This window comes from bacterium SCSIO 12741 (genome assembly GCA_024398055.1).
Classification (GTDB): Bacteria; Bacteroidota; Bacteroidia; order Flavobacteriales_G; family Salibacteraceae; genus SCSIO-12741.
Map to the genome: position 1 here is coordinate 4609550 of CP073749.1, position 25146 is coordinate 4634695.

Genomic DNA, 25146 nt, shown 5'->3' on the forward strand with positions numbered 1-25146 from the left:
TGGTTATTTTTCAAAATCGGAGTATTGAATGAGTTGATATTGAGTGTAATGTTGGTTTAGCTCAAATGGAGGATTTTCTGTCGTAAAGACATTTTTCAAGGAGAGATCACCATCAAAATCCTGCTTATCAGCCTGAAGGTATTCCACTTGGCAGTAGCGTGCTCCAAACTGTTGACTGTAGGGAGATTGAGCTCTAAGTTCAAGTTTTACAGATCGAAGATTATCTTCTTGATCAAAGATGAACTCGGCATGAGAATAAAGTGGATGATTGTTGATTGAAACCAGGTATTGAACCCCTTGATTGTTTCTTTTTACCTGATCAATGGTCAAATATTCAAACAGGTGTTCCCAGCTTGAAGGATCCATACCTGGAAGTGCCTCTCCTTCGGGTTTCGATAGAACAACCACTTCATTCTGTTCATCAATATTGACCAGGTATCCTTTGATGAAATAAGTCTTCTGCTTGTCCAGTCGAATACTTAGACCACCGGAATTTTTCATGATGAAATACTCCATCTGATCAATGGGTTGCTGATCCGATTCTCCCAATAGTGAGAAATTAAGTCGATATTGATATTCGTCTCCGCTAAAGGCCTTTGAATAGGCTCTATAAAACGCTTCTTGATCATTGGCCCATCCCCAAAAGCTGGAGATTAGTGCCACAAATACAACTAATACTTTCATGGTTACTTAAAGGTTGAATGGCGGGTTTCGGTAATAGTGAAAATGCCTCGTTCGGTTTCTTTTTTTACAATGGTTTGGACTCCTTCGTCGTCATACTCAAAAAAAGTGGCGAAGTTGTTTACGTCTAATACAGCTCGTGACCTAAGATTGACAGGGTCAATCACGTAAGATTCCATTTGAGCCTGAAGCGGATGTAAACGGATATCATCAATGAACATATCCTTAGAGGTATTTTTATTCTTAAAGACTAATTCAATGTTGATTTTGGCATTGGCCGCTGGCGTAGTAAAAGTCAGGTCCCATTTTTGCCAGCCGTCAATGATAGGTGAGTAATCTATTTCAGCCGTGTACTGACCGTCAGATGGATCACAACCTAAAAGCGTAACTTCAACATCATCCTCATAAGAAATGATTGGCTTATCGCTGGTTAAGGAATACGGCTCATCACCAACCTTAACCCAAAAACTAATTCGATACGGCTCATTGGGTTTATAAGAAAATGGAGGGATTAATTCCTTGTCATCCAGTACATGATTTGCAGAAAAAGTAGAACAGGTGCCATCCAACATCCGTTTCAAATTGGACGCATCTTGATCTACCGGCTCCAATTGATCATCTACTCTACTTTTAAGCGTGACACTCTTTCCCTCTTCAATCAAATAACTATACCGTCCAGTGTGGGAAGAATTACCACTTACATAGCCATCATTGGTAATTGGAAATTTGAAATGTTGGTCCATGCAAGCCGGAAGGTTTGGAGCTGTAGAATTTGAAACCGATCCAGGATTAGAGAATTGGTAGTCATAATCTTCAAAGCCATCGTATGCTGCGTGCAAATACTTAGAGTTAGCCACCTGGCTTTTGGGAATGCTCTGGTTATAACCCATGTGCGCAGCCGAAGCAATTCCTTTCGGATCCTGAGATTCCATTGGATTACCATTAGGGCCGTATTCCTGAATTTGTCCCATAGAAACCCAAGGCCGCGGCTCACTGTCAGACCACACAGGAATTCCTCCGGTTTGGGCCGAATAATCAGCCTGCACCAATTGACTTCCATTCCAAGTCCAAAACGGAAAGGCTACAAATGTCCCGTGGTATTTAAGATCTAGGAAATCTTGATTATCATTTTCTTTCTTATTCTGATTCCGTCCAGCGTAGTATACAAAAGACTCTGTTGGCCGCCAATTACCCTTTGAACCTTTCACATAAGGATTGTAGGTTGCGTCTGTCTTAACAGCAGAGCATTTCTCATCATATTGAAAAGCACAATCGTCTCCTTCCCCAGTAATATTCTTACGAGCACCATAGACCTTCCAATCTTGTCCAAATTTTTGGGCGGAAACGCTTAAAGCTGTTTGAGAAATAGCCGGATTAATGGCAGTTGGCGAAATTGGATCTGGAACTGACCCTAACGCGGTGATTTGGCCAATTTTAGCGGTTAATAAGTTTCGGCGTCCGGATCGAATAATCTTTGCGGAATGCCTTTTACCCGAGGCTAACGTGGCTAAATCACCATGTCGGTCCATGAACACATAGGTAGAACAATCAGGCGCCCCCTGATTGAGGTCATTGAGAGCTTCAACTACCCAGTATGGCTCAGGATCATAAAGCTTATCATCCAAATTGTAGAGATAAACCTCATCTCCAGGAAAGAAATATTGTGAGGCATTTTGATCTATGAGACCATCATTTGTAAAATGTTCGTTAGGATAGTCTTCATTAATGGTCGCACCAATGTTCTCATAAGCATATCCCATTTCTGGGTAACGTAAATGGGCCGGATCACTGGATGACCAGACATCATTTTGAAATTTCCCTACAGATTCCGTTATCCTAACCTGGCCAGAACGTTGATCAAGGTAGCTGTTGTCTACCGTTTGTAAATACCCTTCTTTGTATGATTCTACCTGCTCTAATTGAGCATAATCCTGAATGACTTTATTGAAGGTAGCAGACCGAAATGTCTTTTTATCTTCATTGTACATTCCATAAAGGCTAAAAATCGGAAGTAATACAGGAGGAGTTGTTGGAGTGAAAGAAGCATCCAAATTGACCTTAATCGAAGCCGTGCGCGTTTCCGATCTTTGCTCTTTACTATAAACGGTCATATCCACCTCTCTTCCATGAAAACCACTGTTCGAATACAACTTACCCGATTCATCTACTTCATCCAATTTCTGACCAACGGAATACTTGTAGTTTGTGTATTGATAGATTTCTTGATCATTATTTGACTTGAACCTATAATGAGACACTTTTTTAGGCTTACCATGTAAATCGGATAGTTTTAATACAAAACCCTGCGAAGCCCTTAACTCGTAATTGTTCCGAATATTGAATATCTGAAATAAAGGGTGCGGTCTATGTTCTTCACGCTTAATTTCTCCAGCCTTAAATGTTGTTCCGCCATCTTTGGCTGTATAATATTCGTATTCCGTATAGCCTATCCTCTTTTCCACCTCTCCTGAAATTTCCAGGGGCTTTTGAATCACTTTCTCGTAAACAATTACTGGGGATGGGCACATAAACTCACCGAATGGCCAGTTTCCGAAAAGAGCATCGTTATTGGCCCAAACCCGCTTATTTTCATAATGAAGAGGCTCTCTAAATGGATTTTCATCCCCACCAATAATTGGCTCCCAATTTGCTACCCCATAAGACTTGTGATTAGTCTCATCTTCATAAGTGTAACTGAGCCCATAGGTATTGGATTTTGAGTTTTCACCTACAGCCATTTTATCCCAATTATCAATCATTCGGATTTCCTTGACTCGGTGTCCACCACCATATTTAAGCTCGTTCTTACAATTAAGCCTTACCCAGGATCGCTGCGGAAAAATGTATTTCCCCACTCCTCTTTTCATCAAGACATGATCCACTCCTTTGTGCATGCTGATTGCATCATGAAACATTTGTTTGGCCAAGCTGGCATTCACCTGCCCTCCTGGAGTGATTGCAGCAGGAAACATTTTTCCCGAATGCATAGACCGTGCAAATTGGCAAACAGCCTTGGAAACGGGGTGAAACGCAATTTTATCTTTCTTCAGTCCCTTGGGAATTAACTTGATATAAACCCTATCCCATTCAGTACCGGTTTTAGACATCTGAGACTCAGACTTATCAATTCCCGCATATCCGGCCACAAAGTCAAACCAGGTATCATCCGAATAGGCTTTTAGGCCTGCGAAAACCTTAAAATAGACTTCCTCCAAATCACCAATGATCTGCGCTCTTAAGATTTGATCAGCTTGGGCTTTTGATAGGCCTCCATCTATAGCATCCGGCCCCAGATCAATAACCATGTACAAGTGATTCACCAATTCATTTGGAGTATCGTTATACAATTCTTCCGTTGGTAAATCCTGAAAATGATGGGCAAACCCCTTGATCTTATACATCCGGGTAGCCTTTTTATACATAACTCTGCCATAAGAGTCACTCTCATAATCTATTTCTATTTTGGATTCATTAGGCAGTTCTATTGAAGTCAGATTCCAGGCTGACGCATTCTTATCAGCCTCTAATTTATTCTGTACTGAGTATGGAAATTCTTGGTTCGTTAGGTTGGTTGAAAAAAAGTAATAACCATTTGTAGAATCTCCAATGTATTCAAGCTCTTTTTGAGGCAAATAGCTTCCCCATCGGTCTTTAGCTAATGGATCATAGCTGGGGTTATTATCATCTTCATCCTCAACTGTGTGATTTGGATCTCCGTAATGGAAAATATACTTGCGTTCCTTGGATCGTTCTGTTTGATTACCGTAAGTAAAATAGATTCCGGTTAATGTCAATTTGCCTGAATTCGGATTGACATTCTGATCTTCCAACGAGTTAGGCGTTCCTGGACAGAGGGAGTAATCATATTCGAAGTAAACAGTCTTTACGGGTACAGGCTGATAATTAGGATCATTTACCGCCTTGATTTTTTCCTGCCTTGGATAAAGAACAATTTTATCCAATTGCTGAGGGCGAATACTGGTGCTTATTTTACCATTTTCGTCATCAACGCCCAATCCATCAAATCGATCACTCGTATGAAATTCGGCAACATAATTCTTACTCTCCATCGAGTGTAGATACCACAGCTCCTTTTTGCCATAGACATAGGAAGCCATGTCATCTTCCTCCTGCATCGAAGAATGAACATAGGTATTGGGATTGTAATAGGCCATATCCTCCTGGATAGGGTTCCGCCATTTAAAATTATTGGAAAGCATGGCATAATTGAATCTTGTATAATTTCCATTATCATCAGGGGTCAGGCCATCACCGGTCATATCCACATAATTGCTTGACACCACTCCACTGAGTAGATAATCTGTAGCGTACGCAGGCATTTCCTTTTTATCAAAGTTGCCGGATATTCCCCTGGCATTCTGGGTCGAATTATCCACATTTTTGCTGTAAGAAACCAAACCAGTTGCCAACCCATTGCGGTGCCAGTTTCTATCTGCTTGTTGGTTCCAATCCTTATCTACACTGAAAGTAACTTCATGCTGATCCAGGTTGTAAACAGGAACGTCATAAATGAAGCGAGTACCCTCAACATCTAATGCGGTAAATTGATGGAAATGGTGGCCATTTGTATAACTTCCCCGGTCAACCGAGGTATACCCCTTATAGCCAGGGTTATTCTTTAAAAATTCCCCTTTACTGCCATCACCTTCAACATCGAAGGCAAAATTATTGACCGTGTATCGCTTTATTTTACGGTTAAGACCATAATATTTTGCTTCATCCGCAGTGAGGGCTTGAACTACATGATTCAACGGTTGGCGTTCTGTCCGATAGTAATTTCCTTCAAGGGTAGTTTGAGTATTTGGGTCATTTCCCACCCAGTAGGTTTCCATGCTCTCTTTTTTCAGTTTTTTCGTCATTTGGGGCTCAATTGGACTTTCATCACCCAAGGTGTTTGACGCATAAATGGAATTCTGAAAACGAGTAGGCTCACCAATAACGCGGAAATAAAAGGGTTCAATGTTTTCCTTACCCGTTTTAGTTTCCATTTCGCTACCATTTAAAAATTTAAAATCATCAAGATTTCCATTTAACTCCTCCCAAGGTCCTGAGGTGTTCTTAATAGTCAGAAGGTCAAGGTTGACTCCTGCCTTGATCAATTGGCCAAACATTATTTCAAAGCCTCCAGGTAATCTCGAATTTCCCTCTTGAACAATAGGATCTGCCACTTGCCCAACATCATTACGATGAGGGCGAAAATTGAAATTACTTCCCATTGCACTGGCCGTATAGACATCAGGTGTCATTGCACTAAATCCTAACCTCGGAGTCTTAGAATTAAACTCGCCATTAGTTTCACCATTGAAGTCCATCAAAGAATGCCCATCAGCATATTGACTATATATATATCCGTATCCCTGGTTCGACCAATTCATATTTTCCATCTCAACTTGAACCTTGGAGTGCTTAACAGTTCCCTTAATCGAGCTCCAGCTCAATTCACCGCCAATTCCAATGTCATAAGCAAAGCCAGATGTATTCTTGGCATAAGGTTGATAGGGGATTGAACTTATAGTTCCAAATGGCACATAAGAACTAACGCCAACTCCTCCACTTACCATCGACTTCTTATTACCAATCTGAATACCATCTTCATAATGAATACTTTGACTGGCGTTGAGGGACCTGCTAACAGATAATTGTCTAATTCCATCTCTAGAATTAATCGGTAATCCATAGGATTCTTGAAGAGTTGTCATTTTTCCTCCAATGATTTGTCCTCCAAGAAAGGGTGTTAGCGTAATACCGCTAGATCCTCCTTGCATGTTAATACCAATGTTATTTCCACTAAGTCCATCGGATACACTCGAAGAAAAGGTCTGAGAAAAATCTACATGAGTTCCTAAATGTTGCCCCCATGTAACGCCTACTCCGGTACCTGAGTTCGCCCCCATTCGAATGCCAGCAGAAGAACTTCCGGAGCCGTTATCGGTAAAATTGTACCCAACAAATTCAAGGTTCACACTGGCATGCAGGTTATTCGTTTTCTGCGTTTTAAAGTTGGCTTCGCGTTTTACTTCATCCCCTTTAAAATCATCGGGCAATCCTCTGACGGATCTGTTCAGTACTCCTGGACTTAGGGTCCATCCCAATCCGACCCAACTCGCTTCCTGTTCCATCCCAATACCAGCGGCATAACTCAGAGTCAAGGGATACCCCTCGACATCCAACAAGGGAATGGAGTAGCTAAAATTACCCGTAGCTGGATCAACCATTTTATCAATAGTCAAAGAGCTCGCTCCTCCCTCATGCTCAGCTTGCTTGGTTCCATTTCCATTGGCTTCTGCCTCAATGGGTATCGTGATTAATGAGGGTACGAATATTCCAATGAGGGTATACGCAATTACCTTCTGGGTCAGTTTCTTTCTTAAAAAGTTCATTACAGTTCTTTTTTAATTCTCAGGTAATAGTTTTCTTTCTTTTCGTTGGTTACGGTTAGGAGGTAAAATCCATTGGCTACTGAATTCATATCCAGCACATAACGATTATCTCCATAGTCTTTTCCGGTGGTATTAATACCTACTCCGTTCACGGGATTTCCGTGAATATCGGTAAGCTCATAATCCAGGGTTCCATGGTTGTATTCTCCCTCATAGCGGAAGAAAAAATGACCGTAGTAGGTGTCCCTATAATCTCCTTCTAACTCGGGCATGAGTTCATGGTAGCTGGTAATTTCTTCGCAGCCCATACTGGTAATGATGTTGTGAATTTGAGAAGGCCCATCATGAAGAATGGCTCCAATTCTGAGGGTTTGATCGGTTTTCTGGCAAGCGGCCAGATCCACCGTCATTTCCATTTTCTGACCAGCAGGTGATGATACGGTATAAGTGTAATAGGGCTGACCACCTCCAGGCGTATGATAGGTACGTTCAATTTTCCATTCTTGTTGCTGAGATGACAAGGCTGGATCGACAGAACCATAGCAGTTAACCCCTGAGAAAACTCCATTCAAAGAAGCTATTCCATTGGGAAGACTACTGCTGGATGAGGGAGAAGGAAGTCGCAAATAGTGCCCATGGGTCCTCGCAACTACATGGGAAACACTTGCCTTTTCAGCCTCCGTAAAACCAATACGTGCTTTGTTGTGATGAATTAATGCTGATGGGCTGGGTGAGCCAACGTTTCTATATTGAGGTACTTCAAAACTAATCCAGGCATCTTCGGTGGAACTTACCCGGTTGCGAGAAACGGCATAATAGTCAGTACTGGCCTGTCCGCCAATCAGATCCAATTCGTTCTGTACGGTGAGTCCCTGGGTATAATCTGATTCCCAAAGAACCTTATTCCCTACATGGACTGAAAAGGCATGGTGGTATTGAAATCCTCTAATACCTGAAGAAATAAAGGGCAAAACCAGGTGGTATTCACCGGCACCTAAACCGGTAACCTTGGTACTTCTGGAAATTAACGTTCCATGCTTGTCATACCACATGGGTGGCATAAAGTCATTTAAGTTGATTGCCGGATTTTGGGGGTAATTTCAATGATCCCATTAGGAACCAAGCACGAAGAATGAGTCACTTCATGATTCAAGTAAATATAGGTTCCTCCACCAAAAAACTGCAATTGGCTAATGTGTGAACCCGAATCATAAAACCCACCATCCACGAGGAATTGACTGGATACAGCAGAAAGGCTGGCGGAATGGAAGGCTACTCCGTTTTTCTTAAAGTGAAGAAGCCCGGCAATAGCATCAATTTCCATGCTGAGGAGGTCGGATTGATCGCAATCAGTAACTCCCAAGCTTGTGGTACCGGCTGAACGTACATCAATGGTTCCATCCTCGATTTTCATTCCATAATCAAGCCCGCTCAGCTCGTTGGCTACTGCGTTGTTTTCATTTCGAAAACCAATAATTAATCGAGTGCTATTGGTGGTTTTAAACGAGAATCCTCCGTTTAAATATTTATGGTAGTAGTGCCCCGCTGTGAAATTGTAATCTCCCCAGCCCGAAGTGCTACCTACGCCTTGAAGACTCCAATCTGTGGTATCCACAAAAATGGAATCATCTGTCTTAAAAGGTATGTGATGAGAAACTGTAATCGGAAAGGTTGAAACATGGTTATTGGCATCTTCTATTTCTACCTCATATCGACCTGCCATCAAACCCATTAATGAGTCGGTTGGATCATTGACAAGCAGGGTATCAATTCGGTAGTTTACGGAATCTGTGTAAATAGTGTCATGTACTTCTGAAAGTTGACTGGTAAAACCCTTCCATCGGAAGGTGTAAGGACCAAAACCGTCAATATCCTTCAACTTGATGTATCCGTTGTACTGACCTGGCTCGGTGTTTCTGACCTGCATATCATATACAAATGGTCCACCAAAATCGGTCTCCACTCCCTCGAAATAGGCACCGGAATTATAAAAGGCACAGCAACCAAACAGCTCCATCGGAGCGGGTAAGGTGATTTCGGTTACTGGTAATCCTTCATGGATAAAGAAAAGGGTAGTTCCATTGGATTGGATTTCGAAGGCATCACCGGCACTATAACTTCCATAATATCCTTCTAACACCCCATTTTCAAAAACGTAGATTTCTCCGTCTTCCAAATAGAAACAGAAGTCTATTTCATCGAGCATCCCAACGGTATGACGACCTTCATCAAAACCAATGGCTTTGTTGAGATCACCGTCGCTAGGAGCAGTAAAAAAGATGGAGCCGGACTGATTGGCAGGAAGGGATGCAAATAGATTTGCTCCTGCATCTCCCCACTGGTCTGTTGAAACCTCTTTCGTAATTCGATGGGTTCCAAGATTAGATAGTGTGCCAAAATCGTCTACCCAATGGGCGTTGTAATTTTGAGCGAAACCCTGAAAAATGGCAAGCTGTAGAACACTTGCAATAATGATTCTTAATTTCATGATGGTAGGTTCTTAGAGTTGAAATTGATGACTTCCCTGACTGGTTTTGGTTGGATCATTATCTACCAGGCGAATTTCAATTTTCATTTTGCGCCGAAGGGCAAACGCCGAGTATTTGAGAATGCACCAATCTCCGGACCGGCTATAGGTCAGTCCTGCCGGCACCGAAGATTGTTTCAAACTGATTTCTTGATGACTTACTGTAGAATCCACGGGTCCTGAATTATCGATCAGGTCAACTACGATGCTATCCAAAGCCAGACTATCGTTATGGTTAAAAAGGATTTTGAGATCTACCATCTCTCCATTTTTTAGAGAGTCTGAAATCTGGGTAGCATTTTTGCCAGAGAGCGTATGCGCAACCGTGGGCTGAACAAAAACTTTGAAGTCAGCCGGTGCCGGATAGCTTTGAGCATATCCAGAAAAACAGGCAAAAAAGAGCAACATAAAGAGTATTCCTACTCCATTCCTACAATACATCATAATGGGGTGATTAGGGGTTGTTTTTTGGTTCGTTTTATTAAGTTACTGGTTCTGTTTTTTGGTTTTGTTATTTCAAATTTGCAACACGTTTTTCAAAACAGACTCGAATAAACCCGATGTTAATAACTTTTTAGTTGATTGATTTTAAGCAACTTCCAATTTTAACTGAAAGTCAACTTCGAATAAACCCGAAGTAGAGCCCTTTTTTACCCACCCCAAAATGCGCGTTTTGGAGCTTGGTGATTATTTTTGAATTGATTGGCCTCTTTATGAAGAGTTTTAATGGCTAAAAAGGATAATGGAATTTGGAAATATCAGGCCTTAATAAATTGCACTTTGTTTATCTATCCAAACCATTCAAGCTTATGCTAACGGATATTGTATTATTTCGCAATTGTAATTGGCAGACTTTGGCAATAAAGCTCTGATCGCTCCATGCCAAAATAGGACGGTTGGAAGAAGAACTCTCCCCTTCTCATATTAACCAAAATTTAGGCGTATTGAAGTTTATAACATTAAATGGAGGTTCAACAAAACAACGCATTACACCCAAAATTCATCAATTACATTGAAAGCCATAAACACTCCAGCTTGGTCCTCTCAAATGTGTCGAATCATTGTGTTTTTTCAACTTTTGAAGAAACAATTCATGTTCAATTTCTGTTTCTAGACTCAAGGGGAGATAATGAATGTGTTTCGAATAGGCATAACCCTCCAATTTTCCCCAGCAACTTTTTTTGAAAGCAGCTACCTTTACCATGTTCGGGTTCTTAGGTAATACATCAACCACATAAAAAGTATCGGCAAAAGGCGCAAACAAAATATCGAAATTCATTATTATGCCATTTATACTTCCCGCGTCCTCTGCCTGCTTATAAAACTTTAGAAGATTTGATGTATCCTGGTGTTGCCTAACAATAAAAACAGGACATGTTTTTGGGCAATACTTTTCACCATTGCTAAAAACCTTTACCGTCCTCCTACTTTTTACTCTGGCATAATCCCCTTTACCTGAAAGCGTCTAATTTGAAAAACCGCAATAACAACGATACCAAAGATTACGCCTAATATTAAATTCCATTTAAAAAAATTTCTCACTGCCTTAAACTCTTAGGAATTGATTCTTCCCACTTTTCCCGGAATTCATAGAAATCATCAATGTTAATTTGAAGAAGTCTCATATCGATCTCATCATTGGATTCTAGGTTTTTCTTGAGAGGAGAATATGACTCTTTGACATGATTGAACAATATACCTTTCTCAGATGAGCAAACCTGTAAATAGTAATCTAAGCCATTAATTCTTAAAGTGCAGTGTAAAAATCGAAGCAAGGCATACAACGGATCTAACCTATCATTTTTATTGACCTCTACTATCAAGTTTTTCAGATTATCCATTGACATATTGTTCCAGCCGGAAGGAAATGATCTTAAAAACCGAGAGGCCGAGGATGACGAATATGAGAACAACGCATGTCTGAAAAACGTTGTGGGTTCCGCCATCACCAAATCCATAATTTCACTTTTTCTATGAAAATCTGGTTCTAAGAAATTTTCCTGTTCGCTAAACTTTTCAAAAACTTCATTAAAATTCATCTTTAGATGTAGATTTTGCAGCTTTCATTATAAGGGTCTAAATTGGTAATATGACTTTGATTCTTCCTCCTAAAAAGCATTAGAAAGCTCAAACATGGGCAAGTACATCGCAATCAGAATGACGGCTACGATGGAACCTATAAATAGAATAAGAATGGGTTCGAGCACGCTACTGAGGGTGGCGGCTCGATGCTCCATGTCCTGATTGAGTTGCTCGGTGAGCTGCTCGAAGATTTGTTCCAATCGATTTACCTCTTCTCCTACCTTTAATAAGGTAATGGTTCGCCGATCAAACAAACTACTTTTTTCCAAACTCTTATACAGAGGTGTTCCTTGGAGAATGTCTTTGTTGGCGGTTTGAATGGCTTGCTCAAGAGGATAAAATCGAATCATCTTTTCAAGCAGCAATAGGGCTTCACTCAACGGGGTTTTACTGGATAACAACAAAGTCATTGCCCGGCAAAATCGAAGGAGGTAAGTTTTTCTTACCATGGGCCCCACCAAGGGCAGGTTCATGAGTAAATGAGAACGAAATTTTCGGAATTGCTCCTGGTGGCCCAAGCTTCGGTTAAGTAGGATGATGGATGTTACCACTAAACCAATAATCAATGCTACAGGTCCCATGGCATCGGATAAGGCCAAAACCCATTGCGTTAATTCGGGCAACTCTTTTCCAAAACGCTGAAACACATCTTCAAAAAGGGGTACAATGAATTTCAACATAAAGAAGACGGCACCAAAAGCGGTAAGCAATACGATCACCGGATAAGAAAGGGCGTTGATGAGTTTCTTTTTCTGCTCGGTTTTTTGCTTGTAATAGGAGGCCAAATCGGCAAAAACATGATTGAGTTCTCCGGTCTCCTCCCCTATTCGTACGCTGTAAAACTCATACTCAGAAAACTTTCCGGATTGCTCTTGTGCCTCCGCAATGCTCTTACCCCGAATCACTTCTTTGCGTAAGGCATCGAAGTAAGGATAATGCTTTGTTGAGGCAAAGTCTTCCAAGACAATTTCTAAAGCCGATTTCACATCAAGACCCGAGGTGAGTAGAATATGCATTTCAGAATAAAACCGCTGCTTGACCTTATCTCCAAACCCGGAAGACAATAAATCTCGTTTCCAAAATGGAAGAGCATCGCTCTTTTCCACTTGACGTGGAGCTACCGAAGTACTTGCCAATTCGTTTAAGTTCAAGGCCATGATGCTCGTTTTTTAGGTTGAAGGGAATAGAAATACTGAGCTTTCTCTTGTTGCAAGATCAGCGAATCACCCTGGATAATCCAAGCGCAATTATAAAAGGTATCGATTCGAAAGGTTTGGTTGCGCAATAAGTATCCATCCAGGTTTTGATAACTCACCCGTTTGCCTCGATCGACCAAAGTCAGCGCGTTTTGATCAAGTTCAATGGATTCACAAGCCTGAAAATCCACATTAAACAGTGATGCTAATGCATACTGATCCAATTGCTGGTCTTGATGGGTTTGAAAATTCCCATAGGACTTCACTACCATTCCATACGCCATGTAGCCCAACGAAAAAACGACTGAGGTTAAAGCCAAAACCACAGCTAACTCCAACAAAGTAAAGGCCTGTAGCTTATTCATCAATCAACCATTTTTTAAGGCTATACCATTCCCTGTAATCATCGCGGGCATACATTTCTACCAATTTCAACCGATCATCGCCTTGAGCAGGTGTGACAAAAACTTCCACCTGATATCCTTCAAAGGGATAGGTTCCTGCCCTCAGTTGCGGCGACTCTAACAACTGCCTGCAGCTTTGCCTGGCTTCGGCCTTTTTTTCTACACTTACTCCAGCAATTACCCGAGACGAAATCCAGAGAGCAAGCCCCGTGGTTAAAGCCAAAAGGGTAATCGCGACGATCACCTCAACCAAGGTTTGCCCCTTCACCTTATGAGCGCTTAGTCGAGCCATAAAATGATGGATTTGTGGTTGGAATAATTGATGAGATTACCGGTCAAAAAATCGGACGGGAGTTTATGAATATCCAACTCTACCGACAGCAGGTGATTCTCGTATAAGGAAGATGGCGTTTTCATGAGCATTCGCTTACACCACAATTGCCCGTGAATGTTGCCTTTTAAATCCAAATCCTGGTTGGTGTATACCTGCCCTACCAGAAGCACATCAGGATGAATTTTCAAGGTAGAAAAATGACGGATCGGCTCAACCTCGTTAATCAAAAAGGTAATTCCCTCAATCCTTGAACCGGACTCTATTTCCAGGTTTACCGACTTATTCTCGGGCTGTAACAAACCCACTGCCGATGGATGTTTAAGGTTGCAGTTGGCCTCAATGTGGATCTTTTCGGTGGCAAACAACTGGGCCTGAAGGGTACTCCCCTCCTGCACAACAATTTCTCGAGCAAACACCTGCACACCGTTTAACTGGGCTGTATTTGCAATCGTCACCTTCCCTGGAAAATGGAGAATTACATTTCCTTCAAAAAAACCTGTACAGTATTCTTCTCCTGCAGAAGCACGAACGACTAGATTCTTCTCGTAAAAAGGAACGTTCAAGCTATCATTGGATATATAGGTCAACACAGAGTCGCTGGCAAATTGGCCCAGCAAATTGCGATGGAGGGCCTGTATTCTTTCAGCATCCGGTTTTGGTAAACTTCGCTGACTGGTCTTTACAGCTCCATAGATCAACTGCTCTCCTTGGTAATTCTGCCCTTCGATGTAGGCACGCTTCACGCCCGACTTGGGAAGATAAACCGGACCTCCTATGTAGGTTTTTCCACATAGCGCCAGGGGTTTACTTCGATCTTGAAGATAGAGGGAAAAAGATTCGTCAATAGAACGGCCTAACCATACCGATTTGGAAAATTCATGCTTACCCGTATGCGCTTCAGAGGTAAGTGTTTCGTACACGCCCCAGGGTTTAGATGTCAGTTTAACGGAATCCTGAAATTGGTGATAGAGGTCGAGTTCGGTAGGAATATAGTCCTTCAAATCCTGATTCAAGCCCAAAGCGATACCTGAGAAACAATTGTCTACCACTTTATCGGACCGGTCCCAGTGCAACAGCTCTTGCCTAACGGAATGGGCATATAAGATAAAAGAGCCACTTATCAGACTAATAAGCAGAGCCATCACCAGGGCAAAATACAAGGCGGATGCTTGCAATTTTTTCATGAATCCTCCTGGGTCTCCTTGGATTTAAACCATGGGAACAGACCGTTCTTCTCTTTCTTTTCTTTCTTCTCTTTTACCTTCTTCTCATTGGTTTTGGGTTTTGGGTTGTTCGATTCGTTCTTGTCGGCCTTTTCTTTAGAAGCAAACCATCCTTTTGTCGTCCTCTTCCACCAGGACTCCTGTTTGTCTTCATTAAGATCTTCGGAAGTTGTTTTCTTTTCTTGTTTCTTGGTCGACTTTACTTCCTTTTCCTCTTTTTCAGATTTTTCAATATTCTCAAGAATCTCGGATTTGTCCTTCTTTTCCTTTTTAGTGCGATCCTTGACTTTTGGCTTTTTAACCTTTTCGTCTTTGATCTTCTTCACCTTGGGTGTTCCATTCTTATAACTGATCCGGGTAACCGTTTCATCGGTTGAGTGAAGAACTGAATCACCGTGCAGAATTCCCTTTTTGTATTCAGCTGTTGCCTGTACCTTACCTTCAGCATCGTAGTAAGTAACTTTTCCGTGCAACACTCCTTTTTTGTACTGAGCCCAGCGGCGAATCTCTCCGCTTTTATACCACTGCTTCCAGATTCCTTCTCGCAGTCCTTTTTTGTATCGGCCCTGTTCTTTAAGCACTTTATTACGGAAATAAGAAGTGTAATCACCATGAAGGGCCTTGCCATGATAGGCACCACGGATCCCCACTACGGTATGGGATTTACAGGAATAATAAAAGCGATCTTCTCGAGGATGGGAATACTTCTTGTCTTCGCTTATCAGGATTACTTCTGTATAATCATCGTGAGTAATGTACTGTCGGTCTAAAAACTCAAACTCGTCCTGAGCGCTTAGTTCCGGGATGGTCAAAAAAGTGGCAAACAGGCCTAACAACCACAACGTTGAAATCGTTTTCATGGGTTCGTTTTTTGGTGGTGCCAGTAAACTACGTCTAAAACAAGGAGTGCCGTTGGTTACGGATTGTGTTGGATTGTCGGTAATTGGTTTGGCTTATATGAATACAAATTTCAAAATTATTTCGGAAAAACCAAAAAAATGGACGGTAAAATACACCTCAAAAAAGCCTCCTGCTCCAAAACCTAATGGCTTGATTATCTCCAGCCTTTGTTGCACTTTTGAAGGCACTGAGAACGCACTATGAAAACACTAAACTCCTTCCTACTCATCGCCCTCCTGGCCTTTGTGAACTGGGGATGCCAGGAACCTGAAATAACGGCTCCTCCCAGCGCACCCAAAGTGGATCCCAAAACCAAAAACGTCATTTTCCTCATCGGAGATGGAATGGGGCTCACTCAAGTAAGTACGGCCTTCTATTTTTCAGGGGGTGTTCCCAACTTTTCGAAGTTTCGTCAGATCAGCTTGATTAATACTTCATCTCGTAGTCATAAGATTACTGATTCGGCAGCTGGTGCGACAGCCTTTGCCTGTGGGAAACGGACCTACAACGGAGCCATTGGAATGGATGCGGATACTCAATCCATTAACAACATTACTGAGATATTGGCCAAACGAAACATTCGCTCTGGGCTGGTTTCTACTTCATCTATAACCCATGCCACACCAGCCTGCTTCTTCGCTCACGCTGATTCGCGTAGGAAGGAAGAATTCATTGCTTCTCAGATGTCTGATTCTGAAGTGGACTTTTTTGCTGGTGGTGGTTCTCATTTCTTCAACAAAAGAAAAGATGGAGCCAATTACATCGATACCCTCAAAAATCGAGGATTTGAAATAAGTCTCGGACCGATTCAAGCCCCTGAAAACTGGGATATCAATAAAAAATACGGATTCCTTGCTGATACCCTGGCTATGCCAAGCATGTTAAAAGGACGTGGTGATTTTCTTCCAGAGGCTACTCAAATGGCCCTTGACTACCTTTCTCAGGATACTAATGGTTTCTTCCTCATGGTGGAAGGATCTCAGATCGACTGGGGCGGACATGCTAACAACTCCGACTACATCATCACGGAGGTGGAAGACTTTGACAAAACGATTGGAGTGGCACTTGAATTCGCCATTCGAAATCAAAATACGCTGGTTATTGTCACCGCTGACCATGAAACGGGTGGATATGCCTTGTCTTCAAGAAGAGATACGATCGACGGTAAAGTGAGAAGCAACTATGACGAAATCGCACCTACCTTTTCTACGGGAGGGCATACGGCTTCTCTAATTCCGGTTTTTGCATACGGTCCAGGGGAAACGGACTTTAACGGGATTTACAACAACCACGAGATCTATCAAAAGATGCTTCGGGCTCTTCAATAGACCTACATCTCAAATTCTGATTTCATTTCTTGCTGTTTGTGGTAGAACTATTCATACCGCAATAGAGTCTTAAACCATATTGTTTCAGATGGCCTTAGTGCCTGCTTTTAAAGAAATTCAAGGAGAAGAATAGAAGAAAAGAAAAAGGTGTCGAACGGGTCAACACCTTTTTTCGATGTAAACCTTTTCTTCCTGTCAGGAGGTCAGAACCTTTCAAATCAAAACTTCGTCAAATGGAGAGCTTGTTGATAGGGTGCAACAAACTCTCCCAAAACCTTGATTTGACGGCAGCATTCTTTCGAATGCAACAAGTTTCCATTCAATAACCAAAAGATGAAAACTCTTTAGAGGATCATTTCGCGAATAATCTTCTGAGGACGAAAATAGGATTTAGTCGGGCTAAACGGTTAAAATTGGCTGTTAAACAATGGCTACAAGAGATTGTAACATCATGATTAACAAGAAAATAAATTGCACTTTTTGAAATGGGCTAAATTTAAGTTTCTGTCGAATTCACCACAAAATTTCGCGGTTATATGCGCATCAGGTAGGAATTTAAACGCTCCTCGGCAGGCATTCCCAACTTCTTTTTGAGCCGATATCGGGCGATGCGGACAGTGTCTGGAGATATATTTAGAATACCCGCAATTTCCTTAGCATTCATATTCATCCGGATTAACGAACAGTATCGCAGATCGTTAGTGGTCAACTCTGAACTAATCTCTGCGAGCTTCTCATAAAACCCTGGGTGAACCTGGTCAAATTGATCATGAAACTCCTTCCAGGTAGCATCCGAGCTTCCGTATTGGTTGATTAGATTAATCAACTCCCGGGTTTTAGATTGTCGTTTCCTTTTGTCCAATACCAACAGAGCGTGCAATTCTTTTTTGAGTTGAGAAAACAACTCGTTTTTAGCACTCCCCTCCATTAATCGGGACACCAAACGCTGCTGCTGCCACTTTACCTTAGAATCGAGCAACTCATTCTCCAAATTTACGATTTGTAGCCTCTCCTCTGCCATTTGCTTTTCAGCTTCGGCCATTTTCCGAGAATGCTCCAACTTATGAGCCTCTTGTTGTACCCTAAAACGATACCAGAAGAAAGCCGTGGTTAAAGAACTTAGGATCAAAAAGGACAGAATAATAAACCAGCCCGTTTTCCAGAATGGCGGAAAAATGCGGATAGGGAGCTGCACAAATCCTTCGCTATTGCGGTTACCATTATTCACATAAGCCTCAAACAGATACTCACCCGGAGCTAAGGAAGCCAGATTAATCTTGCCCTGAGAAGAAACCTCCCAATTGGAATCTGCGGCGTTTAATCGGTAATAATACTTATAGTCTTCCCGGTTGTGAAATCCGATCGCCTCCAAGTCAATCCTTAAGTTGTTTTCCTGATACCCCAAATCGAGCAAATCCGCCGTTTTGTATCTTTTGGAATTCACCCTTACCCCCTCTAATGTCAACCGAGGTGGCACCATTTCTTCTTTGTTCCAATCTGCCTTAAGAATGGACATTCCTAAGCCTGAAGCGATCCAAATTTTACCTTGGTAATAGGCAGTCTTGTAGCAATCGTTAGAAAGTAATCCATTGGATCGGGTAAAATCACTCCAGCGATGGGACTCCAGGTAATCGGAGGTCAACTTTATTCTTACCAAGCCATTGGTGGTAGACACCCATAGGGTATCTTGAACCAGCAGAAGATCATTCACCTGATTGGAAAGAAATCCCTCGGCCTCACTTAGCCGGTGAGATTTTCCATCTTTTATGACCAATAATCCGTAGTAATGACTGGCAACAATAAGATCCTGACCAAAAGTCAAAACATCGTTTACCCGAGCAAATTTCTTGGGAATACCAAGCGGAATGGAATCAATAGTCTTTTGGTTAATATTTATCCGATAAACACCTTCGTGACCACCAGCCAATAAGGTGGAATCGGACTCTTTATTGGTGAATCGGGCTGAATAAAAACGATCGGCCAAAGGTTCTGTTCTTACCAATTCCTGGTTTTCATAAACCTTCATATACATCCCGTCTTTGGGATTGTAGCCAATATCCACCAGCGTATTCTCTCCCATGGCCTCCGCTCGATAGGAGTAATAATACCTCCGGTCATACCGAAGAATGTCACCCGTTTTGGTATCTACACAAAATGAATTGGAACGCTTAGACTCATCCGTTCGAAAAGCCAGAAAGTAAATCACTCCATCTCCGATTCTTGGAATACCAAGTTGCCGCGACGGCATATAGGCGCTTAATTCTCCATTTCCGATCTTGTTGTAAATCTTATAGTCATCAAAAACGATCCATATACTATTGGAGTCAGCTACTAAATCGATAATCTTCTGAGTTCCTTTATCAGGAGTTTGACGAAAGGTTTTGACGTTTTCGTTTTTGAGGTAATAGACCCCATTATCGAGAGTGGTAAACCAATAACTCCCCTCATAATCCTGAGCGATGGAAGAAACCGAATTTCCAGGGAGGAAAACTCGAGGCTTTTGTTCAATATCTCCATTCTCAAAACAATACGCACCGTAGTTGTATACTCCGAACCAAAAGTTTCCTTCCCGGTCTGTCCAAAAACTTCGGGTGTTCTTCCCGAGAAACTCAACAAATTTGATATTCCGGTTGGAATCCAATTTATAGAGGTCGAATCCGTCGGAGAAAAAGTACTCCCCATTCAGTTCAGCTACCTCCAGTGCACCTGAAAGGTAGGTTACATCCCGATCTGGCCCATCAATTAGCCATTTGTTGCCTTGATTATCTATGTAAGAAATCTTGGAAGGAAGATATTCAGAGTTCCGGTACAAATAAGGTAAAGGATACCTGGCATTTAACTCAATACAAATGGAGTCCTTCTTCCTGGGCGGATCGTAGCTATTATAGACAACCTGCCCGCTACTATCAATGCCATAAAGACCACTGGCTGTTCTTAACCAAACTCCTTGCAGGGTATCAACATAAATAGCCGTTCCAAATATTCCATTCAATTCTTTAATTAATACATCGTTGTGTTTGTACGGCTTTATTGTATCCTTATCATAATAGCAGAGCGAACCATTAAAGCAGATGAACCACATCCTGTTCCAATGATCTTCGTGACAAGCAAATACGGTATGATCCGTTAATCCATCATGAATGGTAAACTGCTTAAAATCCTCTCCATTGTACCGAGACACACCCCTGTCGGTACAAAACCATAGGTAGCCCTGGTTATCTGACTGTACCTGATAAACTTCGGTAGCCCGTAATCCCGTATTGGAAGTTAGGTGCTCAAAGGAATGGAGCAACTGGGCATGAAGAAATGTAGGAAAACAGAGTAAGGTAAAAAGGAAAAGCAATAAGCGCATCCGCAAGTCAATTAAGGTTCCCAAATTTAGTTTTCTTAGACAATGTTGCATCAAGCAATTAGAAAATGGTTGATTTCATTCCGGTTTGAGCCGGTTCATGAAAGCGTCAAATGCCCGGTATAGGGGAAGTAAAACAGGAGCTATGATTTATTCTACTCACCTTTGCCATAGGGTTGTCACCGCCATTTGGTACGTTTGGCAGAAATCTGCCGAATCGAAGCAATCAGAAGGCAAAGAATGGATGATAATATGAACCAGGAAGAATATGAAACCTATTGCCCAACAAGCCGCGAAGATTGGCGACAATGGTTGGCCAAAAACCATCAATCCCAGCAATCTATTTGGGTCATATTCTACAAAACATCTTCCGGCATGCCTTCACTTAGCTGGAGCGAAGCGGTGGATGAAGCCCTTTGTTATGGTTGGATAGACAGCACCAAAAGACCTTTGGATGACCGCCGCTACATGCAATACTTCAGCCGAAGAAAACCGCGTAGTATGTGGTCCAAAATAAATAAGGAAAAAGTAGCTCATCTCATTCAAAACGACCTCATGACCAAAGCCGGTATGGACAGTATTGAAACGGCCAAAAGAAATGGTTCCTGGAACCTTCTGGATAAGGTAGAGGCCTTAGAAATTCCCATTGAGCTTCAGAAGGAACTAACCAAGCATAAAATGGCTCGGGAATTCTTTGACAACCTTAGCAAGTCTGATAAGAAGATACTCCTCTATTGGGTAGTTTCTGCCAAAAGGATGGAAACAAAACAAAAGAGGGTTGCAGCCATTGTGGAGAGCGCCAAGAAGAAATTGATGCCAGAGCAGTTTAGGAAATGATTCGGGTTGTTTGATCGACGGAAGGGTTTGCTTAGCGCTAACTAAGCTACACCGCCTGTCGCGGTGGCTTTTTTTATTCCTCTTCTTACTTTATTGGGATTGCTACGCGATCCTTAATCTTCGTCTAGCTCTAACTAAGCTACACCGCATACCGCGGTGACTTTTTTTATTCCTCTTCTTACTTTATTGGGATTGCTACGCGATCCTTAATTTCCGTCTAGCTCTAACTAAGCTACACCGCCTGCCGCGGTGGCTTTTTTTATTCCTCTTCTTACTTTATTGAGATTGCTAAGCGATCCTTAATCTCCGTCTAGCTCTAACTAAGCTACACCGCCTGCCGCGGTGGCTTTTTTTACTCCTCTTCTTACAACGGTATACTGTTGACGAAGTGGAATAAAAAAAGCGCCACAATTTTCATTGTGACGCTTAGTTCGTGACTCCGCAGGGATTGAATCACCTCTACTCTATTTTATCGGGTTTTATCTAAACGCTAGTGTTCATCCGGGTTTCAGCCATTCTGTCATTAAGGCAAGTTAAGTCGAATTAAATGAGATTAAACCAAAGCGGCCCCCAATCCGGCCCCCGATTTGGCCACTTTATCTCAACCAAAAAACTTAATTATGCCAAGCTCATCTTTTTTATTGCGTCAACCTAAAACTGAAAAACCCACGCCAATCACCCTTAGGTTTCGCTATGGGTCCAAATCTCCTTTCAAATTTCCTACGGGCGAAACCATTCTGCCCAAATACTGGAATGAGAAACAACAACAAGCAAGGGAAATCAGCGAGTTTCCTCAATACCCGGAATTCAATGCCCGTTTGCAGAAAATTAAAACGGCCGTGTACAACGCCTACCGTTTCCTGGACAATGAACATTTGCCGATCAACAACCAAACCCTATTGGAAGAAACACGGAAAAGACTAAATCCCACTTCCAAACGAACCGTTCCGGTAACCGCCTTTATTGAAGACCATATCCAACAATGCTTTGCCGGAAAAATCCTGAATAAAAAGGGCAAAAAAATTGGAATCGGTACAGCTAAACAATACGGCAACCTCAACACCAACCTAAAAGCCTATGAATCGGCAAAAAACCGCCAATTGCTTTTTGATAACATCAACCTCAAATTCAAAGATGATTTTGTTCTGTTTCTTCAGGAGAAAGAATTGGCGCAAAGTACCATCGCCGGATACATCAAACGGTTAAAACACCTGACCAAGGTCGCCTTTAAAAAGGAGCTCCACCAAAACAAAATTTTCGACAATGAAGACTTCTCTACTCCCGGTGAAGATGTAGACAAAATCTACCTGAACTATACCGAGTTGGAACAGATTTACCACCTGGACCTTTCCTCCCATCCCACTTTAGAACTGGTGCGCGATACCTTTATCATTGCCAGCTATACCGGCCTCCGTCATTCTGACTGGCACAAATTCAACCAAAAACATATAGATCAAAAGGAAAGTAAAATCAGAATCACCACCCAAAAGGGCGATATTCAGGTGGTTATTCCCATGAACGAAATCGTCAAAACCCTATTGGCCAAATACGATTGGAATATTCCGGCCTGCTCCCAGCAAAAAATCAATAAACTCATTAAAAAGGTGTGCCTGATGGCCCGCCTCCACTCCCCTTTTACCTATACGCGAACCGAAGGCGGAGAGGTCAAAACCTTTACCCAAAAGAAGTGGCAATTGGTATGCACCCATACCGCCCGACGTTCGTTCGCAACGAATATGTATAAGGATGGGGTGCCTATGAAACTGATCATGCAGATTACCGGGCACAAATCGGAGAAGACCTTTTTGCATTATGTGAAGGTGGGGATGGAAGAAGGTGCCGATTATATTTTGCGGAAGCAGGAGGAGAAACGGGAGGAGAATTATGCTGCTCAAGTGCAAAAGGTTTTGGGAATAAGGGTGTATTTGTTGTCCTCTCCTACCGGTCGATTTCGGGAATTGGGAATAGTCAGCTTGGACAATGTGAAACAGGATTCGATGGAAATGAAATTGAATCGTTTGGTAGAGAAGTGTAAAACTGAATTTTCTAATGTCGAAGGTGTCATTGTTGAAGGTTTGGATTTTTACTCCTGTTCAGTTATATGCTTTAGTGGCCAATTATCCTTTAAGGCAGCTTAAAAGTTTGCATTTCCATAAGACTTCAACGGCGCAAAAAAAAAATTAAAGGTGTTATACTGAATCTACAAATTGGCTATCTTAGATTCAAACTAAACTGTGTTTTCAATGAGATTCGATGCTCACCTCTTATCAAAGTCGTGAAACCCAATTCGGTTCGACTATTAAGTAGTAAAATACAATAATCCTTAATCTAAACTAAAACAAAATGAAAAAAATCTTATTCGTGGTATTTGTTCTATCATTCAGTTGCACACTCAGCCTAATTTCTTTAGGAAATCATGACAGTTCAAGTAATTTGAATTTGCTTGAAAGCCAATCTTCCAACTGCGTAAGGATTTACGTTAAATATTCCAATGGAAGCAAATGCACTGTTGGGAAGGTAAGCGGCAGTGTAAGCTATGGAGGAGTAACAGATCGAGTCATAGTAAATAGCTCTGGCTTCGCAGATATATGCTATTCAAGTGACAATAAACTCAATGCAGTGTATTATAATGGAAAAGAATTTGAAGGCTCTTATTATAAGGGAAAGTCCTATACCATTTACATCGATTGATGTGCTTTTCTCTTAAATGATGAATGGAGTGGTTTGACAAATAGACATTGCATCCAACGGACCGATGAATTTATCTATTGCAATTATACGGTTTGAGTTATTCTCTTAGTGATATAAGGTATTGGCTATAGTTAAGCATTCCCATTTTTACAGTATATCAAGTGCTCGACTTAGTCTGGAATTGATCTGATTATTTCTTTAAGAACTAACAAAACCTGACCTTCTCCTCTGTCGATTCTTGTGTAACTATATACTGGTTCTTGCGGTTCGGTCATGAAATCATCAATATAAACTTCTGTTTTCTTATCTAAAAAAGTTGTACCAAGCTTCGCAATTTGAGTTTCACTAAAAAGCACTGTAGCATAAATAACAACTTCCTCTTGGCTTAGTTCCAAGAATTCATCGATGTACTTACCCTCAATGAATAAGGAATGAAAATTTGCGCTTTTTGTGTTCAAAGCTGGTTCTATAACTTTAATCGGTACTCCAACAGTTTTACCAAACACAAGTCCAAAGTTAGAGCATACTAGCTGAGACGCAGGAAACAATTTGCCCAGGATTTTAATCCTCAACTTGACCTCTTTTCCAGAATGAGATTTTGGGGTCAAGAAGAATCGATTAATAGTATTAATACTCGTATCGTAATCACTTAGGTCATTTCCTAGTTTTTTTTGATCAAAAAAGGTCTTGAATTTTCGATTTAGTTTATCAACCAAATCTGAAGAATCTTTGAAAAAATCGACCGTGTGATTCTCTCTCAATTTTTCCTTAAATATTTTGAGCTTCTCTTGATTGTCAATGTCGATATGATCGGCCACTACTTTTGCAGTTTTAGTATCCATTAAATACACTAGAATAATCTTATTGGTGGCTAATGCTTTTTCGTATTCTAATTGTGTGTAAGATTTATTTGATTTACCATCAATTGAACCAAACCTTACACCGATTATTCCTATATAAATATCCGACTGCTCAACTTCGTTCAAGCAAGTCGAAAGAGAATCTTCAGGCCGAGCTCCAAATCGCTCCATCCCCTTAACTATTACATTAAACTTTTCCAGTGATTTCCATATTTCGCGACGTTCATCCTCTAAGTCAACGAAAGTGGAGGAAATAAAAACAGTTTTTTTCATTGTATTCAAATTAGTTCTTGTACTTCATGTTTTCCTACTGATTAAGAAATTGGAAGACCA

At 41.5% G+C, this 25146-nt stretch carries 16 protein-coding genes; 3 read left to right on the forward strand and 13 right to left on the reverse strand.

Annotation, left to right across the window (positions count from 1 at the left end; translation table 11 throughout):
- Positions 1 to 3: 3 nt before the first annotated feature.
- The 11 genes from KFE98_19655 to KFE98_19705 all read right to left on the reverse strand — a co-directional run bounded on the left by KFE98_19655 (position 4) and on the right by KFE98_19705 (position 15708).
- Complete coding sequence (locus KFE98_19655; protein UTW62194.1) at positions 4 to 684, reverse strand: hypothetical protein; 681 nt, start codon at positions 682 to 684, stop codon at positions 4 to 6.
- A 2-nt stretch (positions 685 to 686) separates the two neighbouring features.
- A complete protein-coding gene (locus KFE98_19660; GenBank protein UTW62195.1) occupies positions 687 to 7082 on the reverse strand; it encodes a hypothetical protein in 6396 nt (2131 codons plus the stop codon).
- Positions 7082 to 8143: a hypothetical protein gene (locus KFE98_19665; protein UTW62196.1), complete on the reverse strand. Its 1062-nt coding sequence runs from the start codon at positions 8141 to 8143 to the stop codon at positions 7082 to 7084. Before KFE98_19665 ends, KFE98_19660 begins: the two co-directional genes overlap by 1 nt.
- Before the next feature lie 8 nt (positions 8144 to 8151).
- Complete coding sequence (locus KFE98_19670; GenBank protein ID UTW62197.1) at positions 8152 to 9570, reverse strand: hypothetical protein; 1419 nt, start codon at positions 9568 to 9570, stop codon at positions 8152 to 8154.
- 12 nt (positions 9571 to 9582) lie between these two features.
- Complete coding sequence (locus KFE98_19675; GenBank protein ID UTW62198.1) at positions 9583 to 10053, reverse strand: hypothetical protein; 471 nt, start codon at positions 10051 to 10053, stop codon at positions 9583 to 9585.
- Between the two features lie 1094 nt (positions 10054 to 11147).
- The gene (locus KFE98_19680; protein ID UTW62199.1) at positions 11148 to 11648 is read right to left on the reverse strand and encodes a hypothetical protein; all 501 of its coding nucleotides are present in this window, start codon (positions 11646 to 11648) and stop codon (positions 11148 to 11150) included.
- Between the two features lie 69 nt (positions 11649 to 11717).
- Positions 11718 to 12848: a type II secretion system F family protein gene (locus KFE98_19685; GenBank protein UTW62200.1), complete on the reverse strand. Its 1131-nt coding sequence runs from the start codon at positions 12846 to 12848 to the stop codon at positions 11718 to 11720.
- Positions 12839 to 13252 (reverse strand): prepilin-type N-terminal cleavage/methylation domain-containing protein, encoded by a 414-nt coding sequence (locus KFE98_19690; GenBank protein UTW62201.1) that lies wholly within the window; start codon positions 13250 to 13252, stop codon positions 12839 to 12841. Before KFE98_19690 ends, KFE98_19685 begins: the two co-directional genes overlap by 10 nt.
- Positions 13245 to 13583, reverse strand: coding sequence for a prepilin-type N-terminal cleavage/methylation domain-containing protein (locus KFE98_19695; protein UTW62202.1), 339 nt, complete (start codon positions 13581 to 13583; stop codon positions 13245 to 13247). Before KFE98_19695 ends, KFE98_19690 begins: the two co-directional genes overlap by 8 nt.
- A complete protein-coding gene (locus KFE98_19700; protein UTW62203.1) occupies positions 13571 to 14809 on the reverse strand; it encodes a polymer-forming cytoskeletal protein in 1239 nt (412 codons plus the stop codon). Before KFE98_19700 ends, KFE98_19695 begins: the two co-directional genes overlap by 13 nt.
- Positions 14806 to 15708, reverse strand: coding sequence for a hypothetical protein (locus tag KFE98_19705; protein UTW62204.1), 903 nt, complete (start codon positions 15706 to 15708; stop codon positions 14806 to 14808). Before KFE98_19705 ends, KFE98_19700 begins: the two co-directional genes overlap by 4 nt.
- Positions 15709 to 15948: 240 nt before the next feature.
- Here KFE98_19705 and KFE98_19710 point away from each other — a divergent pair, with 240 nt between their 5' ends.
- Entirely contained in the window at positions 15949 to 17076 is a 1128-nt protein-coding gene (locus tag KFE98_19710) for an alkaline phosphatase (protein UTW62205.1), read from the forward strand.
- 532 nt (positions 17077 to 17608) lie between these two features.
- On the opposite strand, the gene KFE98_19715 is transcribed toward KFE98_19710, so the two are convergent.
- Positions 17609 to 20428 carry a hypothetical protein gene (locus tag KFE98_19715; GenBank protein ID UTW62206.1) on the reverse strand — a complete coding sequence of 940 codons (2820 nt, stop codon included), beginning with the start codon at positions 20426 to 20428 and terminating at the stop codon, positions 17609 to 17611.
- A gap of 249 nt (positions 20429 to 20677) precedes the next feature.
- On the opposite strand from KFE98_19715, the gene KFE98_19720 reads away from it, so the two are divergent.
- On the forward strand, positions 20678 to 21262 hold the full coding sequence (locus KFE98_19720; protein UTW64751.1) for a YdeI/OmpD-associated family protein: 585 nt from the start codon (positions 20678 to 20680) through the stop codon (positions 21260 to 21262).
- Positions 21263 to 21882: 620 nt separating this feature from the next.
- On the forward strand, positions 21883 to 23400 hold the full coding sequence (locus KFE98_19725; protein UTW62207.1) for a site-specific integrase: 1518 nt from the start codon (positions 21883 to 21885) through the stop codon (positions 23398 to 23400).
- A gap of 723 nt (positions 23401 to 24123) precedes the next feature.
- Here KFE98_19725 and KFE98_19730 read toward each other — a convergent pair.
- Positions 24124 to 25086: a DUF4062 domain-containing protein gene (locus KFE98_19730; GenBank protein ID UTW62208.1), complete on the reverse strand. Its 963-nt coding sequence runs from the start codon at positions 25084 to 25086 to the stop codon at positions 24124 to 24126.
- Positions 25087 to 25146: the final 60 nt, after the last annotated feature.

What these genes read in the sequence shown, in the direction of transcription:
- KFE98_19655 (UTW62194.1), bottom strand. Translation starts at nt 684, where the DNA reads ATGAAAGTATTAGTTGTATTTGTGGCACTAATCTCCAGCTTTTGGGGA.
- KFE98_19660 (UTW62195.1), bottom strand. Translation starts at nt 7,082, where the DNA reads ATGAACTTTTTAAGAAAGAAACTGACCCAGAAGGTAATTGCGTATACC.
- KFE98_19665 (UTW62196.1), bottom strand. Translation starts at nt 8,143, where the DNA reads ATGCCACCCATGTGGTATGACAAGCATGGAACGTTAATTTCCAGAAGT.
- KFE98_19670 (UTW62197.1), bottom strand. Translation starts at nt 9,570, where the DNA reads ATGAAATTAAGAATCATTATTGCAAGTGTTCTACAGCTTGCCATTTTT.
- KFE98_19675 (UTW62198.1), bottom strand. Translation starts at nt 10,053, where the DNA reads ATGATGTATTGTAGGAATGGAGTAGGAATACTCTTTATGTTGCTCTTT.
- KFE98_19680 (UTW62199.1), bottom strand. Translation starts at nt 11,648, where the DNA reads ATGAATTTTAATGAAGTTTTTGAAAAGTTTAGCGAACAGGAAAATTTC.
- KFE98_19685 (UTW62200.1), bottom strand. Translation starts at nt 12,848, where the DNA reads ATGGCCTTGAACTTAAACGAATTGGCAAGTACTTCGGTAGCTCCACGT.
- KFE98_19690 (UTW62201.1), bottom strand. Translation starts at nt 13,252, where the DNA reads ATGAATAAGCTACAGGCCTTTACTTTGTTGGAGTTAGCTGTGGTTTTG.
- KFE98_19695 (UTW62202.1), bottom strand. Translation starts at nt 13,583, where the DNA reads ATGGCTCGACTAAGCGCTCATAAGGTGAAGGGGCAAACCTTGGTTGAG.
- KFE98_19700 (UTW62203.1), bottom strand. Translation starts at nt 14,809, where the DNA reads ATGAAAAAATTGCAAGCATCCGCCTTGTATTTTGCCCTGGTGATGGCT.
- KFE98_19705 (UTW62204.1), bottom strand. Translation starts at nt 15,708, where the DNA reads ATGAAAACGATTTCAACGTTGTGGTTGTTAGGCCTGTTTGCCACTTTT.
- KFE98_19710 (UTW62205.1), top strand. Translation starts at nt 15,949, where the DNA reads ATGAAAACACTAAACTCCTTCCTACTCATCGCCCTCCTGGCCTTTGTG.
- KFE98_19715 (UTW62206.1), bottom strand. Translation starts at nt 20,428, where the DNA reads ATGCGCTTATTGCTTTTCCTTTTTACCTTACTCTGTTTTCCTACATTT.
- KFE98_19720 (UTW64751.1), top strand. Translation starts at nt 20,678, where the DNA reads ATGAACCAGGAAGAATATGAAACCTATTGCCCAACAAGCCGCGAAGAT.
- KFE98_19725 (UTW62207.1), top strand. Translation starts at nt 21,883, where the DNA reads ATGCCAAGCTCATCTTTTTTATTGCGTCAACCTAAAACTGAAAAACCC.
- KFE98_19730 (UTW62208.1), bottom strand. Translation starts at nt 25,086, where the DNA reads ATGAAAAAAACTGTTTTTATTTCCTCCACTTTCGTTGACTTAGAGGAT.